The organism is Bacillus sp. JJ1521, assembly GCF_036965165.1.
GTDB lineage: Bacteria > Bacillota > Bacilli > Bacillales > Bacillaceae_L > Ferdinandcohnia.
Window position 1 is genome coordinate 1 of record NZ_JBALOX010000187.1, and the last position, 13,597, is coordinate 13,597.

The following is a 13,597-nucleotide window of genomic DNA, read 5'->3' on the forward strand; positions in this document are numbered from 1 at the left end:
TAATTTTTCTATATAGAAATGAGGAGAGCCGATGAAAAAAATACTGATTATTCATACTGGTGGAACAATCGCAATGATGGAGGATAAAGAAACCGGCGCTGTTGGGCAAAATCAAAAAAATCCACTTCTCCTTCACACTGATGCTTTAACAACAATTGCTGATGTCATCGTTGAAGAGATATTCCAATTGCCTTCTCCGCATATCACGGAAAAGGAAATGCTGATGCTAAAGGAAAAAATCGAAAAAAGCATTAAGCAAGAGAAAATTGAAGGGGTTGTAATTACCCACGGAACTGACACACTAGAGGAAACGGCGTATTTCTTAGACTTAACGGTACAATCAGATATTCCGATTGTCGTAACAGGTGCAATGAGATCCAGCAATGAACTTGGTGCAGACGGACCGTATAATTTGATTTCAGCTGTACGGGTTGCAGCTTCGGATCAAGCAATCGGAAAAGGTGTTTTAGTGGTTTTGAATGATGAAATTCATACGGGTAAAAATGTAACCAAAACACATACAAGCAATATAGCGACATTCCAAAGTCCACAATACGGACCATTGGGTATTGTAAGTAAACGGGATATTACCTTCCACCATATGCCTACTGTCAGGGAAACATATGATATCGAAAAAGTCACGAAAAATGTTATTCTTCTTAAAGCTTATGCTGGGATGGATGGTTCAATCATTAAAGCCGTTCGGATGTTACATCCAGATGGATTAGTAATCGAAGCTCTTGGACAAGGCAATCTTCCTCCATCAATGGTTCCGGAATTAAAGGAATTGATGGACGACGGTGTTCCAGTTGTTCTAGTTTCTCGTTGCTTTAATGGATATGTACAGGATGTCTATAATTATGAAGGCGGAGGACGTCAATTAAAAGATCTCGGGGTTATTTTTTCAAATGGCTTAAATGGTCAAAAAGCAAGACTAAAGCTATTAGTCACATTAGAAGTTACAAATAAACATGATGAACTGCAGGAAATGTTCTTCAAATAATATAAAGGCGACTCGAGGAGCCGCCCTATTTTCTTTCTATAATTGCTTTTGCAATTAAATCCCCATGAAAACGTCCGTTTTCAATGAAAATTTCATTAGCATTATTACCCGCTGCAATAACACCAGAGATGAAAATCCCATCGACATTCGTCTCCATTGTATCAGGGTTAAACGAAGGTCTACCAGTATCCTTCTCAATTTCAACATTCATTTTTCGTAAAAAGCTATGATCTGGATGATAGCCCGTCATCGCAAATACGTAATCATTTCTTATTTCCTTTTGCAGTTCCCCAACTTGATATTTCACAGTGTCTTCCGTTATTTCAATAACATTTGCATTAAATTCCATGTTAATAATCCCATTGCGAACTAATGATTCAAACTCAGGTAAAATCCACGGCTTAATGCTTGAGGAGTATTCGGATCCACGATAAATGACTGTAACCCTTGCATCAGCATTTACGAGCTCTAGAGCAGCATCGACACTTGAGTTTTTTCCTCCAATTACGACAACATCTTTGTCAAAATATGGATGCGGTTCTTTAAAATAATGAAAAACTTTAGGAAGATCTTCACCAGGAACATTCATATAATTTGGATTGTCATAATAGCCGGTTGCAATTATCACATATTTTGCTTGATATTCAGCTTTTTGAGATGTGATATGGAATTGTCCATTTTCAAGTTTAGTAACTTTCATCACTTTTTCGAATGCGTTCACTCTGATTTGTTTACGTTTCGCTACTTCCCTATAATACGCTAAAGCCTGGTTTCTTTTTGGCTTTCGGCCCTCAATAATAAAAGGCATATCCCCAATTTCTAATTTTTCACTTGAACTAAAGAATGTTTGATGAGTGGGATAATGATAAATTGCATTAACAATATTCCCTTTTTCAATGACCAATGGTTCGATTCCAATATTCTGCAGCGCAATGGCGGCTGCTAAACCACAGGGCCCTCCCCCAATAATCACGACTTCTTCTGATTGCATGTTTGTCACTCCAATTCTAAAGCAGAAAAAACTCCTACCGAAATGATAGGAGATTTTTGTAGTCTTTGCAAATAAAACGAATCAAATACGCCAATGATTGGGGGTTCCTCCCCCGAAATAAAATTAAATCCAGCCTCTAAAACGGGACGCTTCGGCCATTTTTCTAACTCCAACCATGTAGGCTGCAAGTCTCATGTCAACACGTCTATTTTGCGCTGTTGAATAAATATTTTCAAATGATTTGACCATTACTTTTTCGAGTTTTTCTTCTACTTCTTCCTCTGACCAGTAATAGCCTTGGTTATTTTGAACCCATTCGAAATAGGACACAGTCACGCCACCAGCACTTGCTAAAACGTCTGGTACGAGGAGAATTCCTCTTTCAGTTAGGATTTGTGTCGCTTCAAGTGTTGTTGGTCCGTTTGCGGCTTCCACTACAATACTTGCTCGAATATTATGGGCATTTTCTTCTGTGATTTGGTTTTCGATTGCTGCTGGAACAAGAATATCACAATCAAGCTCCAATAACTCCTTATTTGTGATGGTATCGTTAAATAACTTAGTCACTGTTCCAAAGCTATCACGACGATCTAATAAGTAATCAATATCTAAACCATTTGGATCATATAAGCCGCCATAAGCGTCAGAAATACCAATTACCTTAGCACCTGCATCATGCATGAATTTTGATAAAAAGCTACCCGCATTTCCAAAGCCTTGTACAACTACACGAGCACCTTCTATATTAATGCCACGTTTCTTCGCTGCTTCGCGAATACAAATGGTTACACCCTTCGCAGTTGCAGACTCGCGTCCATGTGAACCACCTAATACAAGTGGTTTACCCGTGATGAATCCAGGTGAATTAAATTCGTCAATTCGACTATATTCATCCATCATCCATGCCATAATTTGAGAATTTGTAAATACATCGGGAGCCGGGATATCCTTTGTAGGACCTACGATTTGACTGATTGCACGAACATAGCCACGACTAAGTCGCTCAAGTTCACGGAATGACATATCTCTAGGGTCGCAAATGATTCCGCCCTTTCCTCCACCATATGGTAAATCAACGATACCGCATTTCAAACTCATCCAAATCGAAAGCGCTTTAACTTCCTTTTCAGTTACATTTGGGTGAAATCGAATTCCACCTTTAGTTGGACCTACCGCATCGTTATGCTGTGCGCGATAGCCTGTAAAGATTTTTACAGAGCCATCATCCATTCTTACTGGAATTTTAACGGTCATCATTCGGATCGGTTCTTTTAAAAGTTCGTATACTTCTTCAGGGTACCCTAATTTTTCTAATGCTTTATGTATGACTGTTTGTGTAGATTTGAGGACATCCATTTTCTCTTCGTTATTTTGTTTTGAAATGTCCTTATTATTTTCGGCTACCATTTGTAAACCTCCCAAGATTTTTCACAGTTCCATTAGAGGATGTTCAAAAAGCACGATGAACAAAAACCAATAAAATTTCTATTATTGTCCACCTTTCCAGTCACTAGTATACACTTTCCATATGTTTATGCAAGATGAAAAATGTAGAATATTCATTTTTAATCATAAAAAAAACGCTGTCCTAACCTTCATATGGAATTCTACTAACACATGGAAAAACCTCTAAATCATCATTAGAGGTTTTCCTTATTTTTAATAAAATAGTAGTAAATATCTTTCATTGCATTTTCTTTAAAAATGATTTTTCCGTATTCATGAACCCGATATTTTGTAAGCGTTGCAGGATTTCCAAATTCGGCTAAAAGGGCAATGACATTTTCTGTATGACTGGATAAATTATCTTCCAGTAATAAATAGAAATGATCTTTATATGAATATAACCTGCCGCCATCTATTGATAAACAATTTAATCTGGTTGAAAGTTGAATAACATCTTCAAACGTATGAAATTCATAAAATATATCTTTACTTTCATCAAGAGTAACCTGCATTTCAATATAATCATCATCCAGAAATTCTTCATCTTCAAGGTCACCTGCTGAATTCGTTACAATGATCACCATGCCTTGTGCTTGTAAAGAATAAACCTCGACAGCAATGGGACCGTCAGCTTCAAAGCCTAATTCGGCACTTGCTTCTTCAATCATATCACGAAATAATTGGTGGACCTTAAGCGAATCCGACAAAAGATCATCTTTAGTGAGGCCACGATCAACCAGATCATCAAATGTTAGAAAAATCTTGATTTTATTATAAGTTAAGCGCTCAAGACGCATTATAAAACCCTCCCTCACCATCACACCTACGTACAACCGTTACTTTATTTTATGAAGGAATATAAATTATGTTCTTGTATTTGGCGTTGTTAGGACATTTTTTGCAAATCGTATTAGCTATCAGATGATTGAAGGGTAATCAAATGTGTTTCAGGTGGTGCACCAAATCTTAACGGTATACCAGATGTCCCATATCCATTACTTATGAAAATGGTCATTCCGTTTTTATGCTCGATACCACCCTTAGGAAAAAGCCCAAATTTCCAAAATCGAATTTGTCCACCATGTGTATGCCCAGACAGTAAAAGGTTAATCTTGTACTCTGGTTTAAGCTCATTTCCTATTTCTGGATTATGGCTAACCAAAATTTTAAAGTCCGCCTCATCCCCTGCATCTAAAAGAGCAAGGTCCAACCTGGTTCTCCCTACCTTTAAATCATCAATTCCAAGGAGAGCCAGTTTCTCACCTTCCCCAGTTTCAAAAAACATCGCCGTGTTATCAAGAATTTTAATTCCCATACTTAATAGTAGAGAATCAAGTTCATGGTAATCCACTTCATAATCATTATTGCCCCACACGAAGTAGGTCGGTCCTACCGTTTTAATTAATTGAAGGTTTTTCTTTACCCGTTCAAAGGGTACACCCTTTTCTGTTAAATCTCCTCCAATTATGACAATGTCTGCTTTCCCTTTTACTTCTTTGATTATTTTTTCAGATACCTCTCGTCTGTGAATATCTGAAATAAAGAAAATCGTAATCTTACCAAAGCTTTTGGGAAAATCCGAAAATGTTAACGTATTCTTTACAACACGATCTAGTTTAGCTTCTTCCCACATATATAAAAGGAGTAGCACTCCAATAAATAGAATCCCGAATAAATATAGCATGGTTCACGCCCTATCCATCTAGATCAAGCTTTTTATCATTTTTGAATATACAGATATGATACCATAATTTTTGGAAAAGGTAACAATAATAACGGTGCTTTGTTCCACATAAAAAGAATATTTTTTTCAGCAGCCTCTGTAAAATCCTAATCCATGTCATTTTTTTGCTCTTTAGCCCATACAGTAGAATGACATCGTTTTGCATTTTACAACAAGGAGGTTGCTTCATGTTTACAACCAGGAAAACATTTCACCCCTACGTAAGCCCATTTGACCCTTGTAAACCAATTACATCTAAAACATTCGTTACCCCACCAAATCTATATATACCTTTTCAACCTGCAAACCTACCTCAATTCTCACCTAAAGAAGCATTACGTATTGGGACACTATGGAAGATCTTTTACGATCCATATTTCAGCCCTTATGAACCGAAAAGGGAGGCTGGGAACGAATGAACCCTAAACAGATGCCCCCAGAGTATTATGCGTTTCTAGAGGATTTACAGGCTTTGGATTTTGTGTTAGTTGAACTCACCTTGTATCTTGATACCCATCCACATGATTATGAAGCAATACAACAATTTAATACGGTTTCACAGCAAAGAAGAATGGTCGCAAATCAATATGAAGAAAGATTTGGGCCATTGACTCAATTTGGTCGTTATAGCTATTCTAGTTACCCTTGGAACTGGAATGACGAACCTTGGCCGTGGCAGGTTTAATCAGAAGAGCGCAGGCACAGGAGCTAGACAACGAAAACTTTAAAGAGGAATCCTTATTTTAACAGGGGGAGGAATGTACATTAATGTGGATTTATGAAAAAAAGCTACAGTATCCTGTCAAAGTCAGTACGTGTAATCCATTGTTGGCGAAGTTTCTGATTGAACAATATGGTGGTGCTGATGGTGAGTTAGCCGCTGCATTACGTTATTTAAATCAACGCTACACCATACCCCCTAAGGTTATAGGGTTGTTAACTGATATAGGAACAGAAGAATTCGCTCATTTAGAAATGATTGCCACCATGGTGTATAAACTTACAAAAGATGCTACCCCTGACCAATTAAAGGCTGCAGGATTAGGGGCACACTATGTGAGCCATGATAATGCATTATTTTATGAGAGTGCTAGTGGAGTACCATTTACGGCAACATATATTCAGGCAAAGGGTGACCCGATTGCTGATTTATATGAGGATATTGCAGCGGAAGAAAAGGCAAGGGCGACCTATCAATGGATCATCAACATGAGTGATGACCCGGACTTAAATGATAGCTTGCGCTTCTTACGAGAACGTGAAATTATCCATGCCCAACGATTTAAAGAAGCAGTCGAAATACTTAAAGAAGAAAGAGATAAAAAGAATTTTTTCTAAACAGGTACATTCTTATATGTCTAATCAAAAAAATAACGCGAGAATCCTCGCGTTATTTGACCATTTCGATCTAATTTAGTTTAATCGGAATTCGTAGTACTTGACCTTCAATAACGGTATCGCCATCTAGATTATTCCATCTTCTAATTAATTCCTCACCGGAACGGCTGTTGTAATATTTCATCGAAATCCGATATAGATTCTCATCTGCTTGTACCGTATGATATTTTACATCATAACGATCCTTCGGTTTTTCTTGTTTTTGTACAGGTTGCTTTATTTCTTCAGCTTTTGGTGGAGGAGTGTTTTCTACAACTTTTTGACCGGACTCTTCGTTAGTCGGCACTTCCTCTTGTTTTTCAACTTCCGGCTGATTTTCCTCCTTTAGTTCTATAATAGGTTCTTGTTCAACATTTGTAGGTTCTTCTTCGTCCTCATTGTCATTAGTGGGTTGTGCATCCCTATCCTCGTCTTCATAGCTGATGCTTTCAAAATTTGCACTTTTTTTTGTTGGAGTTGATTCCAGCATGTCTGGATTCGAATTAAATTTATAGCTAAGGATTGCAACAGGCAATAAGACAAATAGTAAAGCCAACAAACGAACAATTGGGTATTTAATTTTAACTTTTGTTTTCTTTGTCTTCGTTTTATGAAATTCACTTCGAGGAGGTAGTGTCGAAGTGCTTTTTTCTAAATCAATTGCCTTTTCTTCCCCTTCAGGCTGCTTCAAGACTAAACCACCTCTTTCGGTTTATTCAAATAATCGATTCTAAGCTTTACAGCAAAAATAAAATCAATCCAAAAATGAGCATAAACTGTAATCCACAGATTTTGATAGAGTTCATATATATATCCCAATAAAAAGCTCAAAAGAACAACAGATATCAACAAAACCCATTTATATAAATAACGTACATGTAATAATGCAAAAATGATACTTGCAATGAGTAGTCCAAAATGGGTTTGGATGACCCCTCTAAATAAAATCTCTTCCGAAAAGGAGATCAATAAACATAAAATAAAAATATGCGGGATGCTTCGTTTTTGGAAAATACGTTCGTTAATTCCCCCATCATCATACATTGCCTCAGGAAGCCACTTCATAAGTAAAAAATCAATGACGACTACGATTAAGGCAAAAGCTGAACCAATGAACAGGATATTCCAGTCCTTCCAATTCCAAAGCTTTATAAAAGATGACCAATTGTCAAACAGAAAAAAACCAAGTACTAAGGAAATAAGCAACAAAATTCCTTGAGTTAAATAAAGGTGAAAAACAATTTCTTTATCCGGTAATTCTTTGATAATATCAGCTTGGCGCCTACCCATTATTTTTTCACCCATTTCTATGGAAGATACGATGTAATTCTTGTCTCCAGGATGGCAGCTTCCACTCATTTGCATCACTTGTTTTTTGCTTGTACAAATCCCACTCTATTTCACATAAATCACAGCATGATGAAGGCTTTAGTTTTAGGCTTTCATCGAAATAGGTTAAAATATCCTGACGACGGCATTCCTGCGTCTTTAGCCAATTTTCCATCATTTTTAGTTTTTTAAGTTTATACTCATATCGTTTCCTTGCAGCTTCATTGACGATATAAATAGCATTTCGTACGTTAACCGGGGTTTGAATGCTTTCATCCAAAGACAGATAAAATNNCCATTGGACCTCCGAAATACTAAATGCAGTATAAAAATACTCCTCAACCGTTTTTGAATATAAAAATTTACCCTTTTCTTTAATATCCTGATTGATATATTCAATTACTTCTTGCGTTTGTTCTTTCGATGGAAGCTCATATTTTATTAAGCTTTGCGGAAGTTCATGGTCCATTTGATGATGAAGCAAAATAGCAACACTTGGGTTTCCATCCCTACCTGCACGTCCAATTTCCTGTAAATAAGCCTCCATTTGAGAAGGAAAATGAAAGTGAATGACAAATCGAATATCAGGCTTATCTACACCCATTCCAAAAGCATTCGTACAGCAAATAATCGATAGTTGGTTATTGATGAATTGCTCTTGAATCAGCATTCTCTTTTCTTGTTCCATCCCACCATGATAAAAAGCAACTCGGTCAAAGCCATTTTCCTTTAGGTATTGCGCAATATTTTCAGCTAAGAGCCGACTCGAAAAATAAATTATTCCTGGTCCCTGTAACTCTTTTGCATATTTTAAAAGCATTTCTTTTTTTTCTTCAAGAGAATCAACTTTTTTCACCGTAATTGCAATATTAGGTCGGTCTATGGAGTGAATATGCATTTTTGGATTTGTTAATTGCAGTGTTCCTTTGATATCCTCAAAAACCTCTTTTGTCGCCGTTGCTGTTAAGGCAAGGCATGGTGGTGATCCAAATTCCGAGCGAATATTACCTAACCTTGAATAGTCAGGGCGGAAATCATGTCCCCATTGCGAAATACAATGGGCTTCATCCACGACAAATAGTGAGATGTGAACCCCTTTTAAACGGTTCATAAGATATTTCGATTGTAAAATTTCAGGTGATGCAAAGATATATTTATATTTGTGAAGGCTAGGCATAATTTTCCGTTTACGATCTTTCGATAAGAAGCTATTTAGCGCAATTACCCTTTTTTCACCCATTTTCTTCAATTGAAGAACCTGGTCCTCCATTAAAGCAACAAGGGGTGAAATGATAAGAACACTGCCTTCAAGTATTTGCGCAGGCAACTGATAGCAAAGTGATTTGCCACCTCCTGTTGGTAAAAGGGCAATGACATCATGCCCACTTAGAATATCTTCGATGATATCCTTTTGCCCCTCCCGAAAAGAAGTATGATTAAATTTTTCTTTTAAAATCACATCAAGATTCATGTTATATCACCAAGTCTCGCAAGGACGAGCCTAATTTCAAAATACGAAACGTCATTTGACAGTTTTTCCTTTAATGGTCGTAATTGTTTTGTTTGCAATGTCTGATAGGCTGATAAAATTAATTGTTGATTTTCAGGAGACACGAATGAATCAATTGAAAAATCAGGTTTTTGATGTGTAATTTCTACAATATGGTCCTCAATTGTATTCCTTTTTAAATGACGATTAATTGAAATTTCGTCGATTGTTTTCCCCTGTAATAGCATCTGATAGGTTGTCTTCGTAGAGGCTGTTAATAAAACATTGCTGTGTTGATTTGCCTCAGTCATCGAAACTAGGATCGGAAACTTTTCACCATTTATTTCAAACTGTTTAATAATTGTGTGCAAAGTATGTAAAAAGAGAATCTGGCACCATGTTTCATCCTCATTTAGCAAGGAACTAATTTGCTCAATCGTATAACCGATTCTAGTTGAACTTGTCAGTCTCATGACAAAAATCGTTGCTTCCAGCTCCGATACCATATCAAGGCATTGCAAAATCTCCTGATAGAGGGATTTAGCTAATATAGTTCGGTTCTGTCGGCTTTTCATAAGAAATTCTTTAACCCATTCAAAAACGGCATCGTCTTGTTGGATTGGTGTATATTGTTTTTTCTCATTTATTAAATTTGACAACACTTGTGTGAGGAGTGAAAGTCTTCGCCAAAGCAATAGAGATTGATCATTGTATTTCCAGCCGTTTAAATGAGAAGGAATCGGCTTCTTTTTCAGTTCATCGTTTAAAAAGGAACGTCCATCTTCATTAACGATAAATTTATTGCTCGATGGTGTTATTTCTTCTATCAGAGAAAGCTGTAGAAGCATTTTTATCTCTTTATCAAATTGTTCTCTATTTAACGGTTTAAGGATTCCGAAAAGTGGTGTGAGATTAAACAGATTCGCATCCCCAATCGTTTGAGAGGATTTTTTACCATTCAACAAGTGATAAATCCCGTAAACTGTTCTTTCCCCGCTCAGTTTATCGATGCATGTTAAAATCAATAGTGAACGATAGGTTTGATTCACGTTCTTCTCCCCCCAATCGACATATATATGAAAAATTCATGGAAAATTGTCGAATGAATGTTACCCTTATTTTATCAAATAATAAAGAAAAGTGGGATGTTTTCGTGTGGAAATATGAAGAAGCTTGTCTAATTGAAAAAACCCTTTTCTGATAAGCAATCTCACATTATATTTTTATTGAAAAGTTTCGTGAACAGCTTTACAATGAGATATGAGGAAGCTGTTTCCATCTTATGTGGAAGTAAGATGGAGAACTAATATAAATATATGTTTATACATGTAATGATTTCGGGAGGTTAAGTACACATGGCAAAGTATACCATTGTTGACAAAGAAACTTGTATCGCTTGTGGTGCATGTGGTGCAGCTGCACCTGACATCTACGATTACGATGATGACGGTATTGCATTTGTAACACTTGATGATAACCAAGGGATTGTAGAAATTCCAGAAATATTAGAAGAAGATATGATGGATGCATTTGAAGGCTGTCCAACTGATTCCATTAAAGTTGCAGACGAGCCTTTTGATGGTGACGCATTAAAGTTCGAATAGACGAATCAATATGAAGAACCCTTTTGACAAAGGGTTCTTTTTTTAATGAAAAAAACAGGCTTTGTTAGCTAAGTAGTTCAGTATTCGTGGAGAAAAATAGGAATAACAGTATAAATAAAGTGCTAAATCGCATTGGGTTTAGCACTTTATTTTTTGTTGGTGTAACGAAAATAGTATGTATTTCGAACTGAAATTAACTTATGAAATCACATTATAATTAACAGTGTGACAATAACTATCGTCAACGTACTAATTGTAATGCGAATTGGGGTGCTATTTGGTATATTAATTAATAATTATCAGAGGAAAATTCAGAGCTTAGTGAGAAATAAGATATAATAAGAATAGAACTTGTAAAATAATACGTATTCTAAATAGCGGTGTTGTTGTTAAATTAAAATTTAAGCGAAAGGATGATAACCATATGTATATGACTATTTTTATCATTGCATCCGCATTGGTGTGGATTGCAGCAATATACGAACTAATTAAGCCTTCAGAAAAACAAAATAACAAAATCATAATAACCTTAACTACTTTTGGTACTTTATCGACATTATTCATAACTGTTTCACTTTTTAAAGCTTTATTATAAAGGAATCCGTTTCTTTCGTTGAAGAAAAAATAAGGATATATGAAAAACGCTTGGAATAATTCCAAACGTTTTTTTGTGTTATTTAGCTTTTTAATACTGATGTGTTTTTGTGTGAGTTTATAGTTGTGATTTAAACTTTTTCTCCACATTATCTGAACTACTTATTTGTTAGCCTGCTTTTTTCGTGTTTATCCAAGAGGTACTTCTTTTCGTTCCCCTTTTTCAAATGTCATCAATGTTTTGTAGCCAACACTTTTTGCTAAATCGATTGCTTGGTCAAAATCAGCACCAACATCTTGTGGCCGATGAGCGTCCGATGACAAGACAATCGGAATATTTTTATCAAAGCACATTTGTAGTAATCGTGGATCTGGATAAAGCTTTCCGATCGGCTTTCGTAAGCCAGCGGTACTAATTTCAACACATGTTTTAGAGTTCGCTAATGCTGTTGTTGCACGATCAAATTGATGCAAGAGGAATTCTTCATCCTCAGGGATATACTTAAAAATTTTAACTAGATCAATATGACCGATAATATCAAATAAGTTTGATTCAGCTAATGTAATCACCTGATCATAATATTTCGTATATGTATCATGTAAATCTCGTTTATCCCATTCTTCACGGAACTCAGCAAGGTCTATTCCAAAATCCCCTACCCAATGAATGGAACCAATGACATAATCAAAATCATAGGAAGAGATGAATTTTTCCATTTCAGCATGTTTGCCAGGTGTATAATCCATTTCAATCGACATTTTTACATCGACATGATTCTTCCAGGCAAGTTTAAATAAATCGACATAATCCTTCATGTCGTAATATCTTCTTGCATCAACCCATGGGTTACTAAGAATATCTTTTGTTTGATAAAAATGATAAGCATGCTCTGAAATCCCAAAATGATCGATCTTCTTATGCTTAGCTTCATCAATAAACTTCATCAAATAGTCTAATTCAAGTGTACCAAGCTCCAAATGATTATGATAATCAGTGCGCATATGAATCCCCCATAAAAGTTTTTCTCATTATACATGAACTAGCTTCTAATGGGAATGAAAAAGCTTAAAATATTTAGGATTTTTCGATAAAGTGAAACTTCCCTCAGTACGGGTTTTCTTCATACCCTACTGAGGGTTAGTTAAGGCCCACATGATGTGGGTCACAATGACGTTGCCACAGGACGTGGCGCTCTTAGTCATTGTTCAATTGACGGGCTTTTACGGGCAGTTGATTCCCATTCATCCTTCTTTGCTTCCTCAAAGTCTAGAAGTAGGGATCTTTCTGCCCGTTAATGCTGGACTATTAAAACTTGGTCTGGGAAAATTAAATCGCCTGACAATTGATTTAGAGCTTTAATTTCTTGAACAGTTAATCCTACCTTGCTTGCAATGACGGAAAGAGATTCTCCCGGCTTCACTGTGTAGGTTTCAAGATTTTTGGATACCTCAATCCCACCTTTTTGCATGATGACGGGAACAAGAATTTGTTTGTCAATCAGCACAAAAAGCGGATCAATGGCATTGTTTTTAGAAGAATTCCATTCGCCATTATGAACTTCAAAATGCAAATGTGGCCCTGTTGAATGACCGGTACTCCCGATATTCCCAATGATTTGGCCTCTTTCAACTTTTTCGCCTTCATTAACACTCCTCTTACTGAGATGGGCATAGACCGTTTCATATCCATTTGGATGCTCAATAAAAATGACATGTCCATACGCACCCCTGAAACTCGAATTTTTAACGATTCCTTCTTCAACCGCATATATTTGATCTCCAAGCGGAGCAGCGATATCTAAGCCCTTATGCTTCCCTTGTCTAGTTCCAAATGTATCCGTGATTTTCCCTAAGACCGGCCATGCCCACTCCTCTGTTATACCTGCTGGTGATTCCTGTGCATTGGCACTTTCATTAATGAATAAAAAAAAACTTACACTTATTGCCATTACAGCAACAATTGCAACTCGTCTAACAAATAAAAGCATTATGATCCTCCTTGAAATTTGAACAATTCATGCGATGAAGATAACACCCTTTC

The 13,597-nt window shown here is 36.4% G+C and carries 16 protein-coding genes; 6 read left to right on the forward strand and 10 right to left on the reverse strand.

The genetic code is table 11. The features are described from left to right. Positions 1 to 31: 31 nt before the first annotated feature. Entirely contained in the window at positions 32 to 1,003 is a 972-nt protein-coding gene (locus V7147_RS21130) for an asparaginase (protein WP_335369782.1), read from the forward strand. A 25-nt stretch (positions 1,004 to 1,028) separates the two neighbouring features. Here the strand turns inward: V7147_RS21130 and V7147_RS21135 are convergent, their stop codons facing one another. The 4 genes from V7147_RS21135 to V7147_RS21150 all read right to left on the reverse strand — a co-directional run bounded on the left by V7147_RS21135 (position 1,029) and on the right by V7147_RS21150 (position 5,124). After that, positions 1,029 to 1,994: a YpdA family putative bacillithiol disulfide reductase gene (locus tag V7147_RS21135; protein ID WP_335369783.1), complete on the reverse strand. Its 966-nt coding sequence runs from the start codon at positions 1,992 to 1,994 to the stop codon at positions 1,029 to 1,031. Positions 1,995 to 2,117: 123 nt separating this feature from the next. Beyond that, a complete protein-coding gene (locus tag V7147_RS21140; protein WP_438824621.1) occupies positions 2,118 to 3,350 on the reverse strand; it encodes a Glu/Leu/Phe/Val family dehydrogenase in 1,233 nt (410 codons plus the stop codon). A gap of 284 nt (positions 3,351 to 3,634) precedes the next feature. Continuing rightward, positions 3,635 to 4,237: a genetic competence negative regulator gene (locus V7147_RS21145; RefSeq protein WP_335369785.1), complete on the reverse strand. Its 603-nt coding sequence runs from the start codon at positions 4,235 to 4,237 to the stop codon at positions 3,635 to 3,637. A gap of 113 nt (positions 4,238 to 4,350) precedes the next feature. Beyond that, on the reverse strand, positions 4,351 to 5,124 hold the full coding sequence (locus V7147_RS21150; RefSeq protein WP_335369786.1) for a metallophosphoesterase: 774 nt from the start codon (positions 5,122 to 5,124) through the stop codon (positions 4,351 to 4,353). Between the two features lie 227 nt (positions 5,125 to 5,351). Here V7147_RS21150 and V7147_RS21155 point away from each other — a divergent pair, with 227 nt between their 5' ends. The 3 genes from V7147_RS21155 to V7147_RS21165 all read left to right on the forward strand — a co-directional run bounded on the left by V7147_RS21155 (position 5,352) and on the right by V7147_RS21165 (position 6,501). Then, on the forward strand, positions 5,352 to 5,582 hold the full coding sequence (locus V7147_RS21155) for a spore coat associated protein CotJA (protein ID WP_335369787.1): 231 nt from the start codon (positions 5,352 to 5,354) through the stop codon (positions 5,580 to 5,582). After that, the gene (locus tag V7147_RS21160) at positions 5,579 to 5,848 is read left to right on the forward strand and encodes a spore coat protein CotJB (protein ID WP_335369788.1); all 270 of its coding nucleotides are present in this window, start codon (positions 5,579 to 5,581) and stop codon (positions 5,846 to 5,848) included. The genes V7147_RS21155 and V7147_RS21160 overlap by 4 nt, the downstream gene beginning before the upstream one ends. A gap of 83 nt (positions 5,849 to 5,931) precedes the next feature. Beyond that, the gene (locus V7147_RS21165) at positions 5,932 to 6,501 is read left to right on the forward strand and encodes a manganese catalase family protein (protein ID WP_335369789.1); all 570 of its coding nucleotides are present in this window, start codon (positions 5,932 to 5,934) and stop codon (positions 6,499 to 6,501) included. Between the two features lie 70 nt (positions 6,502 to 6,571). On the opposite strand, the gene V7147_RS21170 is transcribed toward V7147_RS21165, so the two are convergent. The 4 genes from V7147_RS21170 to V7147_RS21185 all read right to left on the reverse strand — a co-directional run bounded on the left by V7147_RS21170 (position 6,572) and on the right by V7147_RS21185 (position 10,407). Further along, positions 6,572 to 7,231, reverse strand: a complete 660-nt coding sequence (locus V7147_RS21170; RefSeq protein WP_335369790.1) for a LysM peptidoglycan-binding domain-containing protein — start codon at positions 7,229 to 7,231, stop codon at positions 6,572 to 6,574. Positions 7,232 to 7,233: 2 nt separating this feature from the next. Next, positions 7,234 to 7,830, reverse strand: a complete 597-nt coding sequence (locus V7147_RS21175) for a CPBP family intramembrane glutamic endopeptidase (protein ID WP_335369791.1) — start codon at positions 7,828 to 7,830, stop codon at positions 7,234 to 7,236. A 7-nt stretch (positions 7,831 to 7,837) separates the two neighbouring features. Further along, positions 7,838 to 9,340 (reverse strand): RecQ family ATP-dependent DNA helicase, encoded by a 1,503-nt coding sequence (locus tag V7147_RS21180; protein ID WP_335369792.1) that lies wholly within the window; start codon positions 9,338 to 9,340, stop codon positions 7,838 to 7,840. After that, positions 9,337 to 10,407, reverse strand: a complete 1,071-nt coding sequence (locus V7147_RS21185; RefSeq protein ID WP_335369793.1) for a helix-turn-helix domain-containing protein — start codon at positions 10,405 to 10,407, stop codon at positions 9,337 to 9,339. The genes V7147_RS21180 and V7147_RS21185 overlap by 4 nt, the downstream gene beginning before the upstream one ends. Before the next feature lie 306 nt (positions 10,408 to 10,713). Here V7147_RS21185 and V7147_RS21190 point away from each other — a divergent pair, with 306 nt between their 5' ends. Next, complete coding sequence (locus V7147_RS21190) at positions 10,714 to 10,962, forward strand: ferredoxin (RefSeq protein ID WP_335369794.1); 249 nt, start codon at positions 10,714 to 10,716, stop codon at positions 10,960 to 10,962. A 424-nt stretch (positions 10,963 to 11,386) separates the two neighbouring features. Beyond that, positions 11,387 to 11,557 carry a hypothetical protein gene (locus V7147_RS21195; protein WP_335369795.1) on the forward strand — a complete coding sequence of 57 codons (171 nt, stop codon included), beginning with the start codon at positions 11,387 to 11,389 and terminating at the stop codon, positions 11,555 to 11,557. A 188-nt stretch (positions 11,558 to 11,745) separates the two neighbouring features. Here the strand turns inward: V7147_RS21195 and V7147_RS21200 are convergent, their stop codons facing one another. Next, positions 11,746 to 12,558, reverse strand: coding sequence for a histidinol-phosphatase (locus tag V7147_RS21200; RefSeq protein ID WP_335369796.1), 813 nt, complete (start codon positions 12,556 to 12,558; stop codon positions 11,746 to 11,748). Between the two features lie 290 nt (positions 12,559 to 12,848). Beyond that, positions 12,849 to 13,544: a peptidoglycan DD-metalloendopeptidase family protein gene (locus V7147_RS21205; protein WP_335369797.1), complete on the reverse strand. Its 696-nt coding sequence runs from the start codon at positions 13,542 to 13,544 to the stop codon at positions 12,849 to 12,851. Between the last annotated feature and the right edge of the window lie 53 nt (positions 13,545 to 13,597).

Excerpts from the sequence above, each read along its gene's own strand:
- V7147_RS21140 (WP_438824621.1), bottom strand. The coding sequence starts at position 3,350 with ATGGATGTCCTCAAATCTACACAAACAGTCATACATAAAGCATTAGAA.
- V7147_RS21130 (WP_335369782.1), top strand. The coding sequence starts at position 32 with ATGAAAAAAATACTGATTATTCATACTGGTGGAACAATCGCAATGATG.
- V7147_RS21195 (WP_335369795.1), top strand. The coding sequence starts at position 11,387 with ATGTATATGACTATTTTTATCATTGCATCCGCATTGGTGTGGATTGCA.
- V7147_RS21150 (WP_335369786.1), bottom strand. The coding sequence starts at position 5,124 with ATGCTATATTTATTCGGGATTCTATTTATTGGAGTGCTACTCCTTTTA.
- V7147_RS21205 (WP_335369797.1), bottom strand. The coding sequence starts at position 13,544 with ATGCTTTTATTTGTTAGACGAGTTGCAATTGTTGCTGTAATGGCAATA.
- V7147_RS21190 (WP_335369794.1), top strand. The coding sequence starts at position 10,714 with ATGGCAAAGTATACCATTGTTGACAAAGAAACTTGTATCGCTTGTGGT.
- V7147_RS21145 (WP_335369785.1), bottom strand. The coding sequence starts at position 4,237 with ATGCGTCTTGAGCGCTTAACTTATAATAAAATCAAGATTTTTCTAACA.
- V7147_RS21200 (WP_335369796.1), bottom strand. The coding sequence starts at position 12,558 with ATGCGCACTGATTATCATAATCATTTGGAGCTTGGTACACTTGAATTA.
- V7147_RS21175 (WP_335369791.1), bottom strand. The coding sequence starts at position 7,830 with ATGGGTAGGCGCCAAGCTGATATTATCAAAGAATTACCGGATAAAGAA.
- V7147_RS21155 (WP_335369787.1), top strand. The coding sequence starts at position 5,352 with ATGTTTACAACCAGGAAAACATTTCACCCCTACGTAAGCCCATTTGAC.
- V7147_RS21165 (WP_335369789.1), top strand. The coding sequence starts at position 5,932 with ATGTGGATTTATGAAAAAAAGCTACAGTATCCTGTCAAAGTCAGTACG.
- V7147_RS21135 (WP_335369783.1), bottom strand. The coding sequence starts at position 1,994 with ATGCAATCAGAAGAAGTCGTGATTATTGGGGGAGGGCCCTGTGGTTTA.
- V7147_RS21160 (WP_335369788.1), top strand. The coding sequence starts at position 5,579 with ATGAACCCTAAACAGATGCCCCCAGAGTATTATGCGTTTCTAGAGGAT.